This window comes from Bradyrhizobium sp. STM 3561 (assembly GCF_045571455.1).
Classification (GTDB): Bacteria; Pseudomonadota; Alphaproteobacteria; order Rhizobiales; family Xanthobacteraceae; genus Bradyrhizobium; species Bradyrhizobium vignae.
This window is the reverse complement of sequence record NZ_CP120695.1, coordinates 1,148,239-1,168,766: the sequence shown is the minus strand read 5'-3', so window position 1 is coordinate 1,168,766 and position 20,528 is coordinate 1,148,239. Positions and strand designations below refer to the sequence as shown.

Here is a 20,528-nt window from a genome sequence, read left to right as displayed (position 1 = left end):
TCAATTGATCCAATAGGCGACGATGGCGGCGAGGTGCACGGCAGCCAAGAAGTTCCTGGCAAGTTTGTCGTAGCGAGTTGCGACACGCCTGAAATCCTTGAGCCGGCAGAAACAGCGCTCGATAACATTGCGCCCTTTGTAGGCGCGTTTGCTGAAGGTGTGGAGGGTCACCCTGTTGGATTTGTTTGGAATGACGGGCTTTGCGCCGCGATTGGCGATTTCGGCGCGAAAGCCGTCGCCATCGTAGCCTTTGTCCCCAATGAGGGCAGACATGGGCGGCGCGAGTTTCAAAAGGGCCGGCCCTGCGGCAATATCTGCGTCTTGTCCCGGAGTGAGATGAAATGCGCAAGGTCTGCAATCAGGGTCGCTCAGCGCGTGGATTTTCGTGGTCCGCCCACCGCGCGAGCGTCCGATCGCCTGTTCATGCTCCCCCCTTTTCCACCGCTCGCCGAGCGATGCGCCTTGATCGAGGTGGAGTCGATGGACAAGGTCACGCCATCCTTGCCGCAGCGGGCGAGCGCTTCAAAGATCGCCTGCCAATGTCCGCGCTTAGCCCAGCGATTGAAACGATTGTAGATCGTCGTGTAAGGACCATAGTCGGGCGGGCAATCGCGCCAGCGTGCGCCGCACTGAAGCATGTGAATGATACCGCTGATGATGCGTCGATCGTCATCGCGCGCCGGGCCGGTCTGGTTCGTTGGCAGATGCGGCTCGATCTGAGCCCACTGCTTGTCGTTCAGCCAGAACAGCCCTTTGCGCACCGAAGTCCCCCATCCCGAATCAACTTGGTGCGAAGGAATCAGAGATCGCTAATTAGGTACAGACCCTAGGGACGGCTGGGCCGAGAAGTCGAAGCCGGAGAGATCGCGAACGAACGGGAAGCGAGCGAGTTTGAGGGTCATCTCGATGCGCCGCTCGTCCTTGCGGGCGATCTCGCGCTCGCACAGTAGCACCAGGGTCTCGCGCAGGCTCAGCTCTTGTCGGCCGGCCTCGTCCAATAGCCCATCCAACTGGTCGCGGACGGCGGTCAGCTTCAGGCGGGTCAGCATATCGCTCAGGCGATCGGGGACAGCGGCGCGCATCAGAAGCCCCTCCGACGATTGCCTCATACTCGCCGAGCGGCCGCAGCAGCGCCGGCGAGTGCGGCGCAACGGACGATCCTGCGAGCGCGGCAGCTCGGTTCGATCTAAAGCCAGTCAGGCCCGCAAAATGCTCGGGGTCGACGACGCGGCGGCGACGACCGGCACAAATCGGATGGACGGCCACCTCATGGATCCCATGGTGGATGCGCACCAGCCCGTCGGCGATCATCACTCGCACCATCTCGCCGATTAGCCGCCAGGGCACCGAGTAGGCGTTGCCATCGATCTCGACGGCACAGTCGGCCTGCACACGGCGGATCACTTCACGTGCAGCCTGGAAGGGCGGCCTCCCAACGATGGGCTTGAGTGCCTGCGCTTCCGCCCGCCTGAACCGCTCGATCGGAGGCTCGCCGGTCGTGCCATGCTGGCGCAGGTCGGCGACCTCCCGCGTCCAAGCCTCAAGATGCGCCTCAAGGGCGTCCCAGCTCGGGAAGGCGCGGCCCGCGATCGCGTTTCGTTTTACGTAACCAACGCCGTTCTCGGTCTTGCCCTTGGTCCGGGCTCGGTATGGCGCGCAGGCACGGGGCCGGAAGCCCCAGTGCTTGGCAAATGCGCTCAGCTTGTCGTTGAAGACCACTGTGCGCGTGATGGCGTCATGCTCTACGACCAAGGCACGGGCATTGTCGAACAGCACTTCTTCGGGCACGCCGCCGAACTTCATGAACGCGCTTTCCAGGCCGTCGAACCAGTTCTCTTGCCGTTCGTTGCGGAAGGCTCTGACATGATGCCGGCGCGAGTAGCCCAACGTGGCGACGAACAGGTAGACGCGAACCTTGGCGCCGCCGATCTCAACCAGCCGTTCACCAAAATCGATTTGCAGTTGCTTGCCAGGCGCTGTCTCGAACCGCACCGTCGCGCGCGCTTCCGCCGCAAGCTCCTGGCGATAGCGCTGTACCGCCCGCTCAACTGTGCGCAGGCAGACAACGATGCCTTTCTCGGCTGCCAACTCCTGGCGGATCACGTCAGCATTGCCGCGGTGCTGCCGCAGACGCTCCTTGAGCCAGCTCTCCTGGCCCTCAAGTGCCTTTTTGCGCTGCGGTTGCCGATAAGGTGTCCAGCCGCCGGCCGCGATGTACTCCTTCACCGTGTTGCGGCTGATCCCGAGCTCCCGGGCAATCCGTTTGCTACCCCACCCCAGCTCGTTGAGCCGGAGTATCGCCGAAACCTCGTCCGGCTCCAGCATGGCCTCCCTCCGCGGATCTTTGAACCGCAGAGGACCTGAACTGAGTCGCTGCATAAAACCCCCGTTTTGATCGTGTCGCGAGGGGGTCAATTCCTCGTGTCGTCAGGGGGGCAATTTCCCATGTCGCCCGACACCGAGATTGACCGCGCGATAGCAGCCAACGTGCGCTTTGGATATGTGCTGGCGGATGCAGGATACGGCCTCAGCGCACCGTTTCGACAAGGGCTAACAGAGCGCGGGCTGGCCTGGGCTGTCGGAATCCCGCGGCACCTGAAAGTGTATCCGGTCGATGTGAAGCTCATTTGGCCGATTACCAAAGCCCGCGGCAAACCACGAAAGCACCACGTGCCCGATATCTTATCAATTGCGGCCGAGCAAATGCTGGCCGGCGCCAAATGGAAAACCGTGAGTTGGCGTAGCGGGACGAAAGGTCGGCTTAAAGCCCAATTTGCTGCGGTCCGTGTCCGGACCGCCGACGGCCCTCCGCAGCGGATATGGGATAAAGGTCAGCAGCATCTCCCAGGCGACGAAGCCTGGCTCATTGGCGAGCAACGTGCGTCCGGGGAGAAGAAATACTATCTGGCCAATCTTCCGGCGGCGACGGATCTGCGCACGCTGGCCGCCACCATCAAGGCACGGTGGATTTGTGAGCAAGCGCATCAACAGTTGAAGGAGGAACTTGGACTTGATCACTTCGAAGGGCGATCATGGCAAGGTCTTCATCGCCACGCCCTGATGACAATGATTGCCTACGCCTTCCTGCAACACCGTCGCCTCGCACACGCGGGGCGGAAAAAAAAGAATCTACGGGCCTCCGCCTCAGCCAACCATGCCAGCCGTACGCCAGGCCATCCTCGATCTCATCCTTAGACCACCGTCTCAGCACTGCCCATATTGCCGAGAGCAAATCCTTGAAAAACAGCGGCGAAAATACAATCTGCCAAAGTAGTGCTAGTGCGTCACCAGCGGGCATGCGCTGTCCGAGAGTTTACCAAAGGCCTGATCACCTGACATCGTGTGGACGAGCCGGTAATAATCCCACGGGTACTTAGATTCCTCAGGCTTTTTGACCTGCATGATGTACATGTCGTGCTCCATCAGGCCGTCGGGCCGGATCACGCCGTTGGCAGTGAACATATCATTGATCTTTGTTTTACGAAGCTGGGCCATGACTTTGTCAGAATCGGTCGATCCAACTGATTTAACGGCGTTGAGATAAGTCAACGTGGCCGAGTAATATGCGGCTTGTGTCATGGTTGGCTCACGGCCAGTGCGTTCGAGGAACCGCTTGGCGAAGGCGCGGGTCTTTTCATTCAGATCCCAGTACCAGCCGGTTGTAAGATATAATCCTTGTGCTGTGTTCAGTCCAAGCGCGTGAATGTCTGTGATGAAGGCCAGGAGAGCCGCGGGCTTCATTGTTCTGGCAATTCCGAACTCATTGGCAGCCTTGATAGAGTTAGTAAAATCGTCGCCCGCATTGGCCAGACCGAGGACCTGTGCTCCCGAACTCTGCGCCTGGAGCAAGTAGCTCGAGAAATCCGAGGTCGCCAAGGGCACCCGGACCGACCCGATCACTTTTCCTCCGCTTGCCTCAACCACCTTCGAGGCTGCGTCCTGGAGCTGCGTGCCAAAAGCATAATCGGCCGTGACAAAGAACCAAGACTTGCCGCCCTGCTTGACGACTGTGCTGGCAGTCCCGTTCGCCAGCGCGGTGGTGTCGTAGGCGTAATGTACCGTGTATGGTGTGCAGTCCTTTCCAGTAAGAGAGGCACCAGCCGCTCCGATTGAGAAGAAAGGTGTCTTCTTCTCCTTGGCAATGTTCGCCATAGCCAAATTTACGCCGGTGTTTGACCCGCCAAGCACCATCGTAACGTTCTCTCTATCAACGAACTCACGGAATTTCTGTGATCCGAGGTCGGGCTTGTTTTGATGATCGGAGACAAGCAGATCCACCTTCTTGCCCAGTACACTGCCTCCGAAGTCGTCGATCGCCAACCTAGCCGCGGTCTCTCCGCCCGGCCCAATGATGTCAGCATAAACGCCTGACATGTCGTCTATGTCACCGATGACGACTTTGTCGGTTGCAGCGCCAGCCATGCCCGGCGCCATAAACAGTATCAGGGTTGCACAGACAGTGACGGTATGACCGCGCATCATTTCGCGTCTCCTTTGTCGGGCGTGCCTCCCAACGCCGAACTTTAGGATCTCGATTTTGCGGCACCATTGGCATTTCGGCTAACATTACCGCTGACGGTACGAAAACGTACGCGCGCTTTAGCGAGCCGAGCTGCACAGTGGCGCGTCCCGAGGCTGGTCGGAACGTGGCTTCCATCCAACCGGCCAGCGGCCGCCCCTGGCGCTTTCAATCCGCAGGATGCATCAGCGTCTCTGCCGGCGTTCTGCTGCAGCTCATGAACTTGATGGAACGACCTCGGAAGCGACGTGGGCCAGTCGTTAAGCAGCGAGAAGCGTTTAGCAATCTTTCTGAGCGGGCAAGAGCGAGGCTGCGAGCGGCTGTGACCGCCGCCAGCAGCTCCGCTTGCGCCCTGCGGGCGGCTCTATGTACGCGAACGTACGAGCTTTTGCTTTTTGCTGCGCCGAACATTCGCCTAATGACCAATCCACTTTCGTTTCCAGCGAATTATTACTCAGATCAAGACATCGCCTTGTCGGCGCTGACTTTTCGCCAGGTATGGTCGTCGGCTCACCCCGATGGGACGTGCTCTGGCGGCTAATACGGCCGAAACAACGCAGCGATCGTGGCCATGTTGGAGCACCGTTCAGAACGACGATAGCACTGTTCGGCTGCTCTCTCAAAGTCCCTATTCGAATTCGAGGAAGAGCCCAAATGAACACGAACAACAGACCGCGTATTGGAAGGCGCCGCTTTCTAAAGCAGGCAGGTCTTACCCTCATTGCGGCTGGGTCGGCCCCGATGCTTTCTACTCCATTCGTGTCCCGCGCAATGGCGGACACGAAGACACTGTCGATCGTCCAATGGAGCCATTTCGTTCCAGAGTACGACAAATGGTTCGATCAGTTCGCAAAGGACTGGGGCACAAAAAACAACGTCGAAGTCGCCGTCGACCACATCCCGGTCGCCAACGTCGCTGCGCGGGCGGCCGCGGAAGCCTCGGCCCAATCAGGTCACGATCTGTTCGGCTGGAATGGCGCAGGCGGGGCGCATCTTTACCGCAGATTCCTCGTCGACGTGACGAGCCTCGTCGAGGCGACCGAGAAGAAATACGGCAAGGTCAGCACGATCGGCCGGCAGATCGGCTATAACCAAGGCGACAAGACCTGGTCTGCATTTCCCGATTTCTACATCAGTTTCCCGGCCATGTATCGCAAGAGCATGTGGGACGAGATCGGGATGAAGCCGGACACGTGGGACAATGTTCGCGTCGGCGGCGCCAAGCTGAAAGCCAAAGGCCACCCGGTTGGCATTTCACTTGGACACAGCAACGACCCCAACACGACCTGGCGCGGGCTGCTGTGGAGCTTTGGCGGTGCCCTTCAGGACGCCGAAGGCAAGAACGTCGTGCTCAACAGCAAGGAAACGGTCGAAGCCGTTAAATACGTAACTGCGCTGTACAAGGAGGCGATGACGTCGGAAGTGCTGTCGTGGGACGACTCCAGCAATAATCGCTACCTTGTTTCGGGCATCGGCTCTCTGATCGTCAATCCGATCTCCGCTTATAGGACGTTCCAGAAGGCAAACACGAAGGGGGCCGACGACACGTTCGTGATTGCTCCGCCAAAGGGACCGGTCCGCCAGATCATGGGTGGGGCTTCCGAATTCTACGGCATCTGGAAGTTCGCCAAGAACAAGGAGGGCGCGATCGAGTTCCTCAAATATTACGCTGATCATTGGCCGGAGGCATTCAAGGCGAGCGAAGGTTACAATAACCCCTGCTTCGCAAACCTCGTGCCGAAGCCGATGCCGATCCTCTCGAACGATCCGACTTCGACACCATCAGACAAACTTATGGTGCTGCAGGATTCCGAGCAATGGTCGGCCTCCCCGGGATATCCCGGCCCATCCTGGCCTGCTGTCGACGAGGTCTACAACGACTTCGTCATCTGCGACATGATGGCTAAGGCGGCGAGCGGCCAGATGTCCGCGGAGGACTCGGTGAAATGGGCACACCAACAGTCTGACGCCATCTTCAAGAAATGGCACGAGAAGGCCTGAGGCGGTGTCCGGACGGAGCCCCACTTTGCGCTCAGGGACCCGGCCGCGTTCATTGGCAAACACGACTGACGCGCCCTGTCCCAGCGACGGATCGTCGGGGCGCAATACATGAACTTCGGGAGGATCGATGGCAGCCGTACTGACCAGGGATATCGTCAAGACCTTCGGCGAAATCAACGCCGTCAACGGCATCTCGCTGAGGGTGCCGGACGGCGAGTTCATGGTGTTGCTCGGCCCCTCGGGCTGCGGCAAGACGACGCTCTTGCGCATCATCTGCGGCCTCGAGCAACAGACCAGCGGCGATCTTCTGATCGGCGGCAATATCGTCAACGACATCCCGCCCCGCGCCCGCGGCATTGCGATGATGTTCCAAAGCTACGGCCTCTATCCGCACTATACAGTCCGCAACAACATTGCCTTCCCGCTGCGCACGCAGCGCATGCCCTCCCAGGACATCCAGAAGAAGGTCGGGTGGGCCGCGCAGTTGCTCGGCATCGGCCATCTTCTCGACCGGCGGCCACGCCAGCTTTCCGGCGGTGAGCGTCAGCGAGTGGCGCTCGCGCGCGCTCTCGTTCGCGAACCGACCGCGCTTCTGCTCGACGAGCCACTGTCCAATCTCGACGCCAAACTGCGCACCTCGGCTCGCCAGGAGATCAAGAATTTTCAGCAGCGCGTCGGCCTCACCACCATTTACGTGACCCACGACCAGGTCGAAGCGATGGGTATGGGCGACCGCATCGCGGTCATCGACCATGGAAGGGTTCGGCAGGTTGGAACGCCAATCGAGATCTATCAGGATCCCGCCGATCTTTTTGTCGCAACCTTTGTCGGCGCACCGCCGATGAACATCGTCACCTGCAATGGCGGCGGCTATCTAGGCTTCCGGCCGGAGAATTTCCTGCCTAGGGACATGATCGAAGACGACGGGGTGACCGAGTTTTCCTTTCGCGTCGACCGCTCCGAATATCTCGGGTCCGAGCGCATCGTTTACGGCGTGATGGATGGCTTCGATTCGAAGCAGCCGATCACGGCGAAGTTGCCGCCGGCCCACGTCGCCGAAGGAAGCGTTCGCCCCGGCGAGTGGCATCGCTTTGCCGTGAAAAACAGCGAGCTGCGCCGCTTCGAGGCCAGCGGCAATCGTAGCACTCGTCACTGAGGGCCGGAAGTCACAGATGGCTGTCATCGCAGAACCTGTTGCCAAACCGATCTCACGATTTCGCTTTGTCCTGGATCGACGCGATGTGCTCGAAACGGTCATGGTCGCGCCGGCGATCCTCTACGTCCTGCTATTGGTCGGGCTGCCGCTCCTCCTCGCGGTCTTTTACTCGCTCAGCGCCTACACGATTTACAACCCAACCTGGAAGTTTGTCGGCCTGGCCAGTTTCGAGCAGATCCTGCAGAATCCAACTTTCCTCGACACGCTGCGCAACACCTTCGTCTTTACGTTCGGCTCGCAGCTGCTCGGCCTCGTGCTCGGAAAGTTCGGGGCCTTCCTGCTGTTGCAACCCTTCCCCGGCCGCAAGATCGTGCGAGCGCTGATCATCCTGCCTTTTGCGGTGCCGGTCGCGCTGGCTACCATTGCCTGGCAATGGATGTTCGATTCGCTTTACAGCGTGATCAACTGGACCATGATTGCGGCCGGTCTCGTGACGCGCGAGGAGGCGCCGAACTGGCTCGGCAATCCATACCTCGCGATGTTGTGCATTATCATCATCAACGCCTGGCGCTTCTTTCCCTTCGCCATCGTGATCTTTCTCGCCGGCATCACCGCGGTTCCGCAGGACGTGATCGACGCCGCCACAGTCGACGGTGCGGGTTTCTGGCGTCGCAACTACCAGATCATCCTGCCGATGATCCTGCCGATGGTGGCCATCGGCCTGATCTTCGGCATCGTATTCACCTTCACTGACCTTTCCATCGTCTTCCTGCTGACCATGGGCGGCCCCGGCGGCGCGACCTCGGTGCTGGGCTTTGAAGGTTTTCAGACCGGTATCGTTTCCGGCGACGTGGCGCACGGCGCGGCGATTTCGCTGTTCATGCTGCCGGTGCTGCTGGTCGTGGTGATCTTCACGCTGCGTTTTATCCGTCGCCGGGAGATCTGACATGCCCGAGCCTCTTGCCCGCTCTCTCCGCGTAACCGGGTTTTCTCTCGGCGTCGCGTTCTTCGTGATCCTGGCCGCGTTTCCGTTCTACTGGATGGCGATCACGGCCTTCAAACAGAACAGCGACCTTTACGACATCACCAACATTCCGTTCTGGTTTAATGAGCCACCGACGCTCGAACACATCCGGTACTTGTTCAAGGAGACGCTGTTCGCGCGCTGGCTGTCAAATTCACTGATCATCGGCGTCTGCGTCACCGCAATCACGCTCGTGACCGCGGTTCCGGCCGGTTACAGCCTGGCCCGCATGACCAGCCGCAAGGGCGAAGCGCTCGGGATCGCGATCTTCCTGACCTACCTGGTGCCGCCGACGCTGTTGTTCCTGCCACTGTCCCGGATCGTCACCGAGCTCGGCCTGCAAAACTCGATGTGGTCGCTGGTGCTGGTCTACCCGACCTTCACTATCCCATTCTGCTCCTGGCTGCTGATGGGCTTCTTCAAGGCGCTGCCGATCGAGATCGAGGAAGCCGCCATTGTCGACGGCTGCAGCGTGTTTGGCGCTTTCATCAAGATGGCGGTCCCCCTGTCGCTCCCCGCGATCCTGACGGTGGTGATCTTCACGTTCACCCTGACCCTGCAGGAGTTCGTTTACGCCCTGACATTCATCTCGTCGTCCGACCAAAAGCCGATCACGCTGGGCGTATCGACCGACCTGATCCGCGGTGACGTGTTCTTCTGGGGTGAGATCATGGCCGGCGCCTTGATCGCGGCCGTTCCAGTGGCGATCGCCTATAATCTCTTCCTTGATCGCTTCATCGCCGGCATCACCGGAGGCGCCGTCAAATAGCTAAACCACGTGATTGCAGGGCGGCTTCCACCGATGCCTTGCGCTACCGGCCTTAGATCGCAGCCGCCAACCCTCCTCCTTATTTATGGACAAGGGCAATGCATCCGGAACAGCGAGTTGAAAAGGCCATGCAGGGCGCTTGAGCATCCTGGCCCGATGCGCCGGTGCCCGGCTGCACATTTGCGAGATCAAACTTTGACTTAAGGACCGACGACGAACCGGTCGCCGAGAATAGGCGCTATGGAGAGGCCGCTTAAGCGGTTGTAATACCCTCATCCGGATTCAACTGTCTTCGATATTCCCTCGCGATCGTGTCAAAACACGTGCAGGAGACTTGCCGCAGCGCGTGAAAGTTGAGGATGCACACAAGCCCGCGCGAACTGCGGATCAACCCATCTTTCTCGAGCGCCTCAAGGCACTCCGTCACGCTGGCCCGTCGAACCCCAAGAAGATGCCCTAAGACTTCGTGGGTGAGCGGCAACTTGTCTTCCTCGAGAGCGCTGCTGGCCACAAGAAGCCATCGCGCCAACCGCTGCTTGACGGGGTGCACGGCATTGCAAACGCCCGATTGCGAGGTCTGCAGCAACACCACGTCAATATATCTGAGAAGAACCCTCCTTAGGGTGGGGAGCTGTGGCAAAATGGAAAGAAATTCACGTGCCGACATCCTTATGGCGGTTCCGGCAACTTGCACGACTCTGCGGTGGGGAGGGGTTTGATCAATCTCGGTCAAAACCAGAGGGGCGCCGATCATCCCCTCCGAGCCGATCAGCCAAGCCTCGATGAAACGATCCTGATCTACCCGTGCGGAAACCGAGACCAATCCGTGCTCTACAAAATAGACGTAATCCATCGGCAACCGCCAATGATGCAGGATCTGGCGGGGCAAGATCCGCACCGAGTCTGATCTGGTCAGCACTTCCGAAAGCTCGTGATTTGGAATGAGCCGTAGAAGCCGATTGCGGACCGCGCCCCCCCGAATTGAACTTTGAGTATCGCCAACCATCTCCCCTGTTCCACGACCAGGTCGGGAATCCAAACAGAACGGGATGCAGCAAGTTCCAATGTCGGCCGAGATAGCACGCGTCGGCCGGTGCTCCCGGCGAGAGGTGAACGAGCCATAGGGTGAAGCTTGTCGATGTCCTGCTGGGCTTGTTATCCCGCCGCTCCCTGATGGGCCGTAGCCGCGATGTCGTGCCCCTCTCCCCGATCGGAGGCTTGTTCGTCGAAGCGGAGGGCCGTACGCACGAGCGCGAGGTGGCTGAGCCCCTGGGGGAAGTTGCCGGCAAGCCGTCCCGCATGCACATCGTATTCCTCTGACAGCAAGCCGAGATCGTTCGCTGCATCGAGAAGGCGTTGAAAAGTCCTCTCGGCCTCGGCCCTCCTGCCCTGCATCAGTTGGCAATCGGCGAGCCAGCCACTGCAAGCGAGGAAGGCGGCTTCCCTAACCTCGTCCTTCGGCCCCCAGCGGTGCACATAACCGTCCTGAACCAGCTCGCGCTCGATCGTCGCGATGGTCTCGCGGACGCGTTCATCCGTCACCGGCAGAAAGCCGACAAGGGGAAGATTCAGTAGGCTCGCGTCGACCTTCTCGCTGCCGTAGAACGCGACAAACGTGCCGAGTGAGGGGTCGAAGGCCCGATCGCAGATATCCCGATGCATTCTGTCCCTCAGCGCGCGCATCCGATCGAGCTGACCTGCGTCGAAAAGAGAATGGAGGTCTGGCCGCCTAACGAAGCGATCGACGGCGGCCCAGGCGGAGACCTTCGAATAGGTGTAGTGACGCGGTCTTCCCCTGAGCTCCCATAGCCCGTGGTCCGGAAGCTCCCAAACCCGCTCCACGTGTTCGACGACGGAAGTGATCAGCGCGACCTCCCGCTCGGACGGGCTGATCCCTGCCTTCGCAGCCGCGGAAACGGAATCCACCAGCTCTCCATAGACGTCGAGCTGGAACTGAGAGGCGGCAGCGTTGCCAATACGGACCGGTTCAGCCCAGTTGCATCCCGGCAGCCACGATGCAACCCATTCTTCGAGGCGTCTTGAACCGTCGACGCGATACATGATCCGCATCTTGTCCGGCTCGCCGCCGACCGCTCTGAGAAGCCAATCCCGAAAGGATTTGGCTTCCTCATGATAGCCGGCGTCCAGAAGCGCACTCAAAGTGAAGGTCGCGTCGCGAAGCCAGCAATAGCGGTAGTCCCAATTCATATCGCCCGCCAGGGTCTCCGGAAGAGAAGTCGTCGGCGCGGCGATGATGCCCCCCGACCGGCGAAAGATCATAGCCTTCAAGGTCAGCAGAGATCGGCGGACTGCATCCGGCCATTTCGTCTGAACCCGGAATTGCTGGATCCAGGAGCGCCAGTATTGCTGAGTTGACGACAAGCTGCTTTTCGCCCCCAATGGGGGCGGCGGATCAGTCCTGGAGGGACCATATCTCAGGCAAAAATCGACCTGCTGTCCCTCGTTCACCTCCAGCTCGGTCACAACGCTGGAGTTCTCGCGTCGGAGCGGGGTCGGTGAATGCAGGACGACCAGGTCCGGTCCGACGAACGCGACCGCTCGCGCGTCTTCGACCTCGAGCGCGGGCCGCAACGATCCGTAGTCGAAGCGAAGATCCAGCTCGCTTCGGACTTGCACCTTCCCTCGAAGGCCCTGCACCACTCTTATGACGGCGCAAGCCCCATCGTGAACAGGCATGAAGTCCACCAGCCTGATGCATCCCGAAGACGTATCGAGTTCGGTCTCAAGGATGAGGGTATCGGCCTGATAGCGGCGACAGGTACAGCGATACGACGTGCTTGGCGCCACCTTCCAGCGACCATTCGCGGAGGTACCCAACAGTGAAGCAAAACAAGCATCGGAATCGAATCGAGGCCAGCACAACCAATCTATCGAACCTTTGCGATCGACGAGCGCGGCGGTCTGGCCATCTCCGATCATCCCGTAGTCTTCGATCAATCTGGGCACGATCAGCGCGCCTCCAGCCCGTTGCTGCGCCGCTGTTGCAAACGAGCTGCGCTCGGGCCGCTGAGCTTCGTTCTCCAGACCAACAGCCCCCCAAGCAGTGTTCCTGCCAACAACGTGGCCGCGTACGGCACCCATCGATCGAGCGTGCCGAAGGACATTGTGGCAGAGGACGCGGATTCAGCGCTAAAGCTTCCGCGCGTGCGGTGAAGCGAATGCACTGGCTCGTAGAGATTGTCGGCGCGATCGGGACCGATAGGATCGTCGGTTTGCTGGCCATCGACACAAACCTTGGCCAGATATCGATCCAGCAACCCCGGCACGAGCATATTGCCGAGAATGACCTTCAGGGTGCTCAAGCCGATCCAATACTCGCGGGCCGGCTTGCAAGCCGCCCGGAAGACGGCCTCCGCGATGGTTTCCGGCTCGATCACCGGGGCGACAGGCCTTGGAGCTCGCGCTATGTGCGCTCTCGCCCAGTCGAACTGGGGGGTGTTGACGGCGGGGAGCTGCAGCATTGTGAGCGTGATCCGGCTTCGTTCGTGGATCAGTTCGGCACGAAGCGAATCCGTGAAGCCTCTGATTGCATGCTTTGCTCCACAGTAAGCGGACTGCAGCGGGATGCCGCGATACGACAGCGCCGATCCGATCTGGATGATCGATCCTCGATTGGCCGGCCGCATGTGGCGGAGCGCCGCCATCGTGCCGTGAACGAAGCCGAGATAAGTGACCTCCGTCACTCGTCGGAATTCTTCCGGCGTCATCTTCCACGTCGGCGAAAAGACGGTCACCATTGCGTCGTTCACCCACACGTCGATATGTCCGAAAATCCCGGCCACGCGGTCGGCAGCGGCAAACACCGAACCCGCATCGGCCACATCAAGGGCGAGTACGATTGCCGTCCCTCCGAGCTTTTCGACCTCGTCTCGCACCTCCTCGAGAGCCCCCGCGTCGCGGGCGATGAGCCCCATGGAGAAGCCTGCCTGCGCGAATCGATGGGCGACCGCACGGCCAACACCTGCGGACGCTCCGGTGATCACGACCACCGTGGTCGGCTTGACCGGCAAGTCATTCATGCCTGGACTCCCTCTGTGCTGGTCTATGTCTGGGCGGCAGGAAATGCGATGGTCGTAAGCAGCGCCATCGCGGGCTGGCGGGAATCGAGCCTCGTATGTTGAACGACCACGGGCGCGCTCGCCTCGATGAGGGAAGCATAGCTCGTGTCGCGCGGCACTGGCGCCGGATCAGTCAGATCGTTGAAACGCATGTGGAGAGTGCGTTTGGCAGGTACCGTGACCAGATATGGACCGACCGGCTCGCGCGCCTCGAAGAACAAGGTGATCTTCACCTCGACGTCCCGGTCCCCCGGGTTCAGGAAGCACGCCGCTTCGTGGGAGACGAGATCATGCGCGTCGCTGACGCTGCTACCGGGAATGTAGCCTTCCGGGATGGCCCAGACCGTGCAGCCAATCTTTCGCATCTTACTTCTCCAGCCTGATCAGGGCTAATCCGCTCTCTGGATCGTGCCTCTTTCGCAGATGTGTCGGACTTTCCTCCATGATGATCTCGAGCGTCGGGCGCACCACGCCCGACCCCAAATGTCCGGCAAGTGCAGTCCCGTCACGCCTGCCGACCACCAGATGAACGTGAACGGAAGGCTCGCCTGAGGGATCAAGGGCGACATCGCCGATTAGAGAAGCGATCTCAACCTGTTCGCCCACACGGTTGTCCAAGTACTCCTTCCTTTCCCAGTCGAAGTACTTCAGGACGACCTCGCTGAAGGCTCCGATTCCGGTGATCTGTGCCGCCGATATCCGTTGCTCCATCGCGAAGGACGACAGGCAGCTCATCGCTTCTTCGCCGGTCTCGAGCACCAAGGCCAAAGTCCGCTGGGCTCCGTTCTTGCTCAGAACTTTGTGTCTCATTGTCATCCTCTTTGCATTGAAAGGATATTCGCGCGCCGCATCGATCCTTGACGCGCGAGCGCACGGATGCGATCAGCCGTGCGGCAGGCGATCGCCTGGATCGTCAACGAGGGGTTGGCGCCCCCCACGGTTGGAAAGACCGAGCCATCGCAGATCCATAAGTTTGGAATGTCCCAGCTGCGGCAGTCTGCATCGACGACGCTGGTGCGGGCATCGCTCCCCATCCGCGCGGTGCCGTTGAGATGACATGTGTCGTCGTCTTGGATCCAGATATCGGTTGCGTCCACCGCCTCGAGGGCGCGCCTCATGAACTTGAGGGAGTGATCGATCAGGCGTTTGTCGTTGTCGCACCAGGAATAGGTGACCCGGGGGATCCGCAGTCTGTACTGGTCGATCTCGTCGGCCAGCGTCACCCTGTTGGATTCCTGCGGCAGCATCTCGCCGACGATCTTGAGACCGACGACGTGATTGTAGTCTTTCATGGCTTCGACGAGTCTGTCGCCCCACAGGCCGCGAGCGCTGAACAGCGTATTCGCCCAGAGCTGCGGCAACGGACCCTGGCTCATGTAGGAATAGCCGCCGAAGAAATCCTTGCCTTTGTCTTCGTAGTTCCAATGCTCGGTGATGGCGAGCGACGGCGGCCCCTTGTAGGAGCGCACCTCGTGCTCCAGCCGGCCCCACACCGCCTGATTGGACTGCGCCATCAGGTTCTTCCCGACCAAGCCCGAGCTGTTGGCGAGGCCGTCCGGAAAGCGAGGTGTCGCGGAGTTCAGGAGAAGTCGGGGCGTTTCGATGGCATAGCCCGCGACGACGACGTTACGCGCCCGCTGAAAGCGCCATGCGCCGTCCCGATGATAATGAACCCCCGATACCAGCCCCGACGGCTCAACCTCGATGCGACCGACCATCGCGAGATCGCGGATCTCCGCACCTGCGGCGATCGCGCGCGGAATCCAGGTAACCAGCGCGCTCTGCTTGGCGTTGGTCGAACAGCCGGTGACGCAGAAACCGCGATAGACGCAAGGATGGGCCAGACCTCGGGGCGCCGATAGGGTCGCAAGCGGCGTCTCGGTCCATTTGATCCCCAACGCCTCGCAACCTTTCGCCAGCGCTCGCGCCGCGCCATTCAAAGGATGGGCGCGATACGGGTATCGCGGACGCAGCGGGCCCCAGGGATAGGTCACCGGACCCGATATCTTCAGAGCCTGCTCGACTTCGGTGTAATAGTCCCACATCTCGCGCCAATCGAGCGGCCAGTCGGCGCCATAACCGAGCATGGTGCGCGACTTGAACCATTCGGGACGGAAGCGCAGCGAGACCATTGCGAAGTGCACCGTCGAGCCGCCCACGGCCTTGCCGCTGTTGTTGCTGCCGAGTTGCAGCGGATTGGCGCCGTCGACGATACGGTCGTCGGTCCAATAGAGCTTGGTCTGCTCGGATTCATCGGAGGCGAAATCCTCCAGCGGCCTGAAATAGGGGCCCGCATCGAACGCAACGATCGAAAAGCCGTATTCGGCGAGCTTGCAGGCGAGCGTGCCGCCGCCCGCGCCCGTCCCGACGATGGCGAAATCGACCGGCTCGTTCTCGCGATATTGCCGCATCTGGACCCAGCCGCCCGGACGGAACACGTCCGGCGCCCGGCCGTCACACGCTCGCGGCACATGGAGGGGATCATCGGACACGGCGATTGCTCCGACGCGCTGCAGCATCATGGCCGTCCTTCGTCTCGGCCGCCTCCCAGGGATCGCGCTCGTCGAGATCGAGACGCACATAGCCGCGCGGACTTGCCGGACCGCCCCAGCCGATCTCGCTCCACGCTGTCGGGTGTGCGTAATAGGCGAGCACGATGTCCCGTCCCATGCGATGTTTGAAGAAGTCCTTGCAGCGCAACTCGCACCATTCGGCCGCTTTCAATTCGCCATGCTCGGCGGCACGAAGCAGCTTGTCCTGCAAGCCCTCCGGCAACGCTGCAAAGCGCTGGCCGTACGCGGCCGAGGCCTCGGCATTCAGCGCCTTAAGCCCCAGCCGCCAGGCATCCGCATCTCGGGGCACGCCCGGCCTGCGAAAGCCGTCCATGATCAGATCGTCCAGCTTGCGATCGACCAGCGCGGCGATCGGCACCGGCGGACGGTCCCGCGGTTGCGGAACGATGCGGTTCGCGATCGCCACGACGGTCTCGTATTCCTCCCGCGTGAAGTAACGCGGCTCGGGCGCTATCGACAGCCGCCGTGCGATGACCTCGCGCGTTTTGTCGTTCCAGGATGGACCCGACCATTTGGCGAGAACGTCATATTCGGGATAGCGGTCGCGACTTTCATGCATCAGGATGCGCCCTCATGAGACCGAGTGCAGCAAGGCCGGCAAGTGCGAGGCCGGCAAAGCTGGGCGGCGCGGGGATCGGCGGTCCATTCAGGATGTTCTGGCTCCAGTTGCGCCAGCCACCCATGTTTCGCGACACGCCGTAGGCGTGGAAGCCGACACCGGCCAGACCCATGGCCGTCAGCAGACGCATCCACCAGCGGGCGACGCGATGCGTCCTGCCGGAACGGTCCCCGGCTGCCGAGAGCAGCAGCGCTGCGCCGATCGGTGGCAGCGTCACCGGCAGAAGCATGAAGGGATTATGATAGGCGCCGCGGAAATGCAGCAGGCCCGCCTCGCCGGTCGTGCCGAGCAGACCTGCGCCCGCGACCGCGGCGATCGCACGTCCCGCCGGGAGACCGAAGATGCGCGGACGCGTTCGCCCCGCTTGACGCACCCGTTCCGAACAGAAGCCGAGCAGGCCCGACAGCAGGATCGCCATCGGCGCTCCGAGCGGCGCCCCGTAGAATAGATTTTGCCAGCTGAAGCCACCCACGCGCTTGCCGACGTTGTAGAGATGGAATCCCGAACCGACCAGGCCGGTCGCCGCGGCCAGCAGGTAAGTGGCATCGCGCGCTTTGTGCGCGAACGGGCGCATGTCAGCGGTCCCATGCAGGCTCGTCGCCATCGTCAGCGCAGAAACAAGCAGCGGCGTGTACATGGCCTTGTTCTTGAACGAGCCGCGGTAATGCTCGACGCTGGAGTCGGCGAGCACCGAGGCTGCGAGCATTCCTGCAGCCCGGTTGAGCTTTCGCGCCGTTTCGACGGTTTGCGCTTGGCTGGAGCGATTGCGACGGGGCGCGAGACGGGTGTCGGATCTGGCAGCCGGCGCGGATGCGGCCGATAACATTGAGACAAGGGCCATGCTGAATCCCGCGATTCCGGCCATCACGATCAGGTCGCGTTCTCCCGGCAGCCTCATGCGGCCTCCGATACGGCGTAAGCAGCGGCATCGGCGCGCTTGAAGATCAGCCCGTTCCCCGGCACCGTCAGATCGGGGCTAATTCGGCCGTCACGGGGCTGCGGCGCGCCATCGAAAAGCATGTGCTCGATGCGGACGTGATCGTGAAACCATTCGAGATGACGGATGCGGGGCGCGGCACAGGCGACAGCCATATGCAGCGCCGGCGCACAGTGAGCAGAAAGGTCGACGTGAAAGGCATTGCACAACGCCGCGATTTCGAGAAAGCCGGTGAAACCGCCGCATCGCGTCGCATCCGCCTGCTGCACATCCACCGCGCCACTGGCAAGCATGGTGCGCACATAGTCGACGGTGTAGGCGTACTCGCCGGCGGCCACGTCCATTCCGCAAGGTGCATGTTGCCGCACCATCGCCAGTCCAGGCAGGTCGTCGGACGATACCGGCTCCTCGAACCATCTGACGTCCCGCTCGGCGAAGATGTTCGCCAACCGGATCGCCTGCCTAGGGGTGCAGGCGCCGTTGGCGTCCACGAACAACAGCGCATCGCCAATCGCGCGCTTAGCCACCGCAACGCGATGGGGATCCCGCCCAGGCTCAGATCCGATCTTCATCTTGACGAATGCGCAGCCGTCCTTCGCAACCCAACCTCCGAGCTGCTGCTCCAGCTCGGCGTCGGAATAGGTTGTGAAGCCGCCGCTACCATAGATCGGTATAGAGGTGCGGTGCGCACCGAGAAGCACGACGAGCGGCTGATCGAACAGACGCGCCTTGAGGTCATGCAGCGCGGTATCGACCGCGGAGATCGCGGTTGCCGCGAGGCCCTCGCGGCCAAGGTTGCGGACCGCCCTCTGCATGGCCCCAAAACAGGACGCGGGTGCCAGGGCATCCTGACCCGCGATCACAGCAGCGAGCTTGTCCCGAATCAACCCGACGATACAGGCGCTTGCATAGGTGTAACCGAGGCCGACCTGTCCTCCACCCTCGACCTCGACGAGCACGATGGTGGTGGAGTTCCAGGAGATGGTGCCGTCCGCTTCAGGACGATCGGTCGGCACCCTATAGGCCTCGGCGCGCACGCTACGGATTGGGACCTCGGACCGCATCAGTCTGTTCCGGGTAGAACACTCGTCAGCAATTCCTTCGCGCTGTTCTTGAGCACGCTTCCCAGCTCCGGCTCCGAGGGGATCATGCTGACGAAATTCTTGGCATCCTTCAGCGTGATGTGCGGCGGCAGCGGCGGCACGTTGGGATCGGTATAGGCCTCGAGGAGGACAGGGCGATCCGCTGCAAGCGCCTCGTCCCATGCCGCGCCGACCCGATCAGGATTGTCGACGAAGATGCCCTTCAGGCCGAGCAGCTCGGCGTAGCGATGATAGGAGAAATCCGGAATGCTTTGAGTCGACTCGGTCTTCCCGGCGCCGAGCATGATGCGCTCTTCCCAGGTCACCTGATTGAGATCGCGGTTGTTGAGCACCAGCACAACGAGTCGCGGGTTCGACCAGCGCTTCCAGTACTTGGAAATGGTGATCATGACGTTGAGACCATTCATCTGCATCGCGCCGTCGCCCATGCAGGCGATGACGGTGCGATCGGGATAGGCCATCTTGCCTGCAAGCGCGTAAGGCGTCCCGGCGCCGAGCGACGCAAGACCACCCGAGAGCGACGCCTTCATGCCGCGCCGCATCCGGAGATCGCGCGCGTACCAATTGGCTACCGAGCCGGAATCCGCGGTGATGATGGCGTTGTCTGGCAGACGAGGCGACAACTCCCAGAACACCCGCTGCGGATTGAGCGGTTCGGCGGAATTCATCGCTCGTTCCTTCAGCGTGTCCCACCAATCGGCCATGCCTTTCTTGATGTCGCGGCGCCAGGACGACTCCTTCTTCTGCGAGAGCAGCGGCAAGAGGGCGCGCAGCGTCGTCGCGCTGTCTCCAACCATATTGACTTCCATAGGATAGCGCAGGCTCAGTCGGCTGCCGTCGATGTCGATTTGCACGCCGCGCGCGTCCCCTGGCTTCGGCAGAAACTCACTGTAGGGAAACGCGGAGCCTACCATCAGCAACGTGTCGCAGTTCTTCATGAGATCCCAGCTTGGCCGCGTCCCCAACAGCCCGATCGAACCGGTGACGAACGGCAGGTCGTCCGGCACCGCCGCTTTGCCGAGCAGGGCCTTGGCGACTCCGGCCTGCAGGCGCTGGGCGACTTCGATTACCTCGTCCGTTGCCTCCAACGCGCCGGCGCCAACGAGTATGGCGACCTTACTGCCTGCGTTGAGAACTTCGGCGGCGTCACGAAGCAAGGCCTCATCCGGCAGTTTGGCTGGACCGGCATAGCCGACGCCGGTGTGGGTGGCGCCATGCGCAACTGGGGGGTCCTGATAGTCGAGCTCCTGGACGTCCTTTGGCAGGATCACGCAAGTGACGGCGCGCTTGGTGTGCGCGATACGCACCGCGCGGTCGACGAGATGACGAACCTGTTCGGGAACGCTCGCCATCGCGACATATTCGGTCACGCCCTGGAACAGGGTCTGGAGGTCGACCTCCTGCTGATAGCTCGCGCCGATCGCGCTGCGTGCCTGCTGACCGACGAGAGCCAGGACCGGGACATGGTCCATCTTGGCGTCGTACAGACCGTTGAGAAGATGGATGGCTCCCGGTCCGGAGGTGGCGTAGCAAAGACCGACGTCGCCGGTGAACTTGGCATGCGCAGAGGCCATGAAAGCGGCCATCTCCTCGTGGCGGACCTGGACGTACTCGATCACGTCTTTGACGTTCTCAAGCGCCACGTCGAGGCCGCCCACTCCGTCGCCGGGATAACCGTAGACGCGCTTCAAACCCCATTCGGACAGGCGATGCCAAACGAATTCGCTGATGTTCATTGGATTGATCTC

General features: G+C 61.3%; 16 protein-coding genes and 3 pseudogenes. 5 read left to right on the top strand and 14 right to left on the bottom strand.

Annotation, left to right across the window (positions count from 1 at the left end; translation table 11 throughout):
* From P6U28_RS05245 to istA, 3 genes and pseudogenes are all read right to left on the bottom strand, one after another.
* A pseudogene (locus tag P6U28_RS05245) lies at positions 1-761 on the bottom strand (IS5 family transposase).
* 48 nt (positions 762-809) lie between these two features.
* Positions 810-1,049: an ATP-binding protein gene (locus P6U28_RS05240; RefSeq protein WP_407121874.1), complete on the bottom strand. Its 240-nt coding sequence runs from the start codon at positions 1,047-1,049 to the stop codon at positions 810-812.
* Positions 1,050-1,089: 40 nt separating this feature from the next.
* A pseudogene (gene istA / locus P6U28_RS05235) lies at positions 1,090-2,379 on the bottom strand (IS21 family transposase); the annotation flags it as partial.
* 81 nt (positions 2,380-2,460) lie between these two features.
* On the opposite strand from istA, the pseudogene P6U28_RS05230 reads away from it, so the two are divergent.
* Positions 2,461-3,195 (top strand): annotated as a pseudogene (locus tag P6U28_RS05230) (IS701 family transposase); the annotation flags it as partial.
* A gap of 81 nt (positions 3,196-3,276) precedes the next feature.
* On the opposite strand, the gene P6U28_RS05225 reads toward P6U28_RS05230, so the two are convergent.
* On the bottom strand, positions 3,277-4,479 hold the full coding sequence (locus P6U28_RS05225; protein WP_407123204.1) for an ABC transporter substrate-binding protein: 1,203 nt from the start codon (positions 4,477-4,479) through the stop codon (positions 3,277-3,279).
* An 811-nt stretch (positions 4,480-5,290) separates the two neighbouring features.
* Between P6U28_RS05225 and P6U28_RS05220 the strand changes: the two genes are divergently transcribed.
* The 4 genes from P6U28_RS05220 (at position 5,291) to P6U28_RS05205 (ending at position 9,469) form a co-directional block, all read left to right on the top strand.
* Entirely contained in the window at positions 5,291-6,520 is a 1,230-nt protein-coding gene (locus P6U28_RS05220; protein WP_407121873.1) for an extracellular solute-binding protein, read from the top strand.
* A gap of 127 nt (positions 6,521-6,647) precedes the next feature.
* Complete coding sequence (locus tag P6U28_RS05215) at positions 6,648-7,676, top strand: ABC transporter ATP-binding protein (protein ID WP_407121872.1); 1,029 nt, start codon at positions 6,648-6,650, stop codon at positions 7,674-7,676.
* Positions 7,677-7,692: 16 nt separating this feature from the next.
* Complete coding sequence (locus P6U28_RS05210; protein WP_407121871.1) at positions 7,693-8,622, top strand: carbohydrate ABC transporter permease; 930 nt, start codon at positions 7,693-7,695, stop codon at positions 8,620-8,622.
* Position 8,623: 1 nt separating this feature from the next.
* Positions 8,624-9,469 (top strand): carbohydrate ABC transporter permease, encoded by an 846-nt coding sequence (locus tag P6U28_RS05205; protein ID WP_122404573.1) that lies wholly within the window; start codon positions 8,624-8,626, stop codon positions 9,467-9,469.
* A gap of 253 nt (positions 9,470-9,722) precedes the next feature.
* On the opposite strand, the gene P6U28_RS05200 is transcribed toward P6U28_RS05205, so the two are convergent.
* From P6U28_RS05200 to P6U28_RS05155, 10 genes are all read right to left on the bottom strand, one after another.
* Positions 9,723-10,322: a Crp/Fnr family transcriptional regulator gene (locus P6U28_RS05200; protein ID WP_407121870.1), complete on the bottom strand. Its 600-nt coding sequence runs from the start codon at positions 10,320-10,322 to the stop codon at positions 9,723-9,725.
* 302 nt (positions 10,323-10,624) lie between these two features.
* Positions 10,625-12,436 (bottom strand): glycoside hydrolase family 15 protein, encoded by a 1,812-nt coding sequence (locus P6U28_RS05195; protein ID WP_407121869.1) that lies wholly within the window; start codon positions 12,434-12,436, stop codon positions 10,625-10,627.
* A 2-nt stretch (positions 12,437-12,438) separates the two neighbouring features.
* Positions 12,439-13,500 carry an SDR family oxidoreductase gene (locus tag P6U28_RS05190; RefSeq protein WP_407123203.1) on the bottom strand — a complete coding sequence of 354 codons (1,062 nt, stop codon included), beginning with the start codon at positions 13,498-13,500 and terminating at the stop codon, positions 12,439-12,441.
* Between the two features lie 32 nt (positions 13,501-13,532).
* Positions 13,533-13,913, bottom strand: coding sequence for a sensory rhodopsin transducer (locus P6U28_RS05185; RefSeq protein WP_407121868.1), 381 nt, complete (start codon positions 13,911-13,913; stop codon positions 13,533-13,535).
* A 1-nt stretch (position 13,914) separates the two neighbouring features.
* Entirely contained in the window at positions 13,915-14,310 is a 396-nt protein-coding gene (locus tag P6U28_RS05180) for a PPC domain-containing DNA-binding protein (protein WP_407121867.1), read from the bottom strand.
* Between the two features lie 50 nt (positions 14,311-14,360).
* Positions 14,361-16,040 (bottom strand): GMC family oxidoreductase, encoded by a 1,680-nt coding sequence (locus tag P6U28_RS05175; protein ID WP_407121866.1) that lies wholly within the window; start codon positions 16,038-16,040, stop codon positions 14,361-14,363.
* Positions 16,030-16,680, bottom strand: a complete 651-nt coding sequence (locus tag P6U28_RS05170; RefSeq protein ID WP_407121865.1) for a gluconate 2-dehydrogenase subunit 3 family protein — start codon at positions 16,678-16,680, stop codon at positions 16,030-16,032. The genes P6U28_RS05175 and P6U28_RS05170 overlap by 11 nt, the downstream gene beginning before the upstream one ends.
* Positions 16,673-17,446 carry a hypothetical protein gene (locus P6U28_RS05165; protein ID WP_407121864.1) on the bottom strand — a complete coding sequence of 258 codons (774 nt, stop codon included), beginning with the start codon at positions 17,444-17,446 and terminating at the stop codon, positions 16,673-16,675. The genes P6U28_RS05170 and P6U28_RS05165 overlap by 8 nt, the downstream gene beginning before the upstream one ends.
* A 188-nt stretch (positions 17,447-17,634) precedes the next feature.
* Positions 17,635-18,741 carry an enolase C-terminal domain-like protein gene (locus tag P6U28_RS05160; RefSeq protein WP_407121863.1) on the bottom strand — a complete coding sequence of 369 codons (1,107 nt, stop codon included), beginning with the start codon at positions 18,739-18,741 and terminating at the stop codon, positions 17,635-17,637.
* Positions 18,741-20,516 (bottom strand): thiamine pyrophosphate-requiring protein, encoded by a 1,776-nt coding sequence (locus P6U28_RS05155; protein ID WP_407121862.1) that lies wholly within the window; start codon positions 20,514-20,516, stop codon positions 18,741-18,743. Before P6U28_RS05155 ends, P6U28_RS05160 begins: the two co-directional genes overlap by 1 nt.
* Between the last annotated feature and the right edge of the window lie 12 nt (positions 20,517-20,528).

Coding starts and splice junctions, on each gene's coding strand:
- P6U28_RS05205 (WP_122404573.1), top strand. CDS start 8,624: ATGCCCGAGCCTCTTGCCCGCTCTCTCCGCGTAACCGGGTTTTCTCTC.
- P6U28_RS05240 (WP_407121874.1), bottom strand. CDS start 1,049: ATGCTGACCCGCCTGAAGCTGACCGCCGTCCGCGACCAGTTGGATGGG.
- P6U28_RS05225 (WP_407123204.1), bottom strand. CDS start 4,479: ATGCGCGGTCATACCGTCACTGTCTGTGCAACCCTGATACTGTTTATG.
- P6U28_RS05160 (WP_407121863.1), bottom strand. CDS start 18,741: ATGCGGTCCGAGGTCCCAATCCGTAGCGTGCGCGCCGAGGCCTATAGG.
- P6U28_RS05210 (WP_407121871.1), top strand. CDS start 7,693: ATGGCTGTCATCGCAGAACCTGTTGCCAAACCGATCTCACGATTTCGC.
- P6U28_RS05185 (WP_407121868.1), bottom strand. CDS start 13,913: ATGCGAAAGATTGGCTGCACGGTCTGGGCCATCCCGGAAGGCTACATT.
- P6U28_RS05155 (WP_407121862.1), bottom strand. CDS start 20,516: ATGAACATCAGCGAATTCGTTTGGCATCGCCTGTCCGAATGGGGTTTG.
- P6U28_RS05220 (WP_407121873.1), top strand. CDS start 5,291: ATGGCGGACACGAAGACACTGTCGATCGTCCAATGGAGCCATTTCGTT.
- P6U28_RS05165 (WP_407121864.1), bottom strand. CDS start 17,446: ATGCTCGCAGCCTCGGTGCTCGCCGACTCCAGCGTCGAGCATTACCGC.
- P6U28_RS05170 (WP_407121865.1), bottom strand. CDS start 16,680: ATGCATGAAAGTCGCGACCGCTATCCCGAATATGACGTTCTCGCCAAA.
- P6U28_RS05215 (WP_407121872.1), top strand. CDS start 6,648: ATGGCAGCCGTACTGACCAGGGATATCGTCAAGACCTTCGGCGAAATC.
- P6U28_RS05200 (WP_407121870.1), bottom strand. CDS start 10,322: ATGGATTACGTCTATTTTGTAGAGCACGGATTGGTCTCGGTTTCCGCA.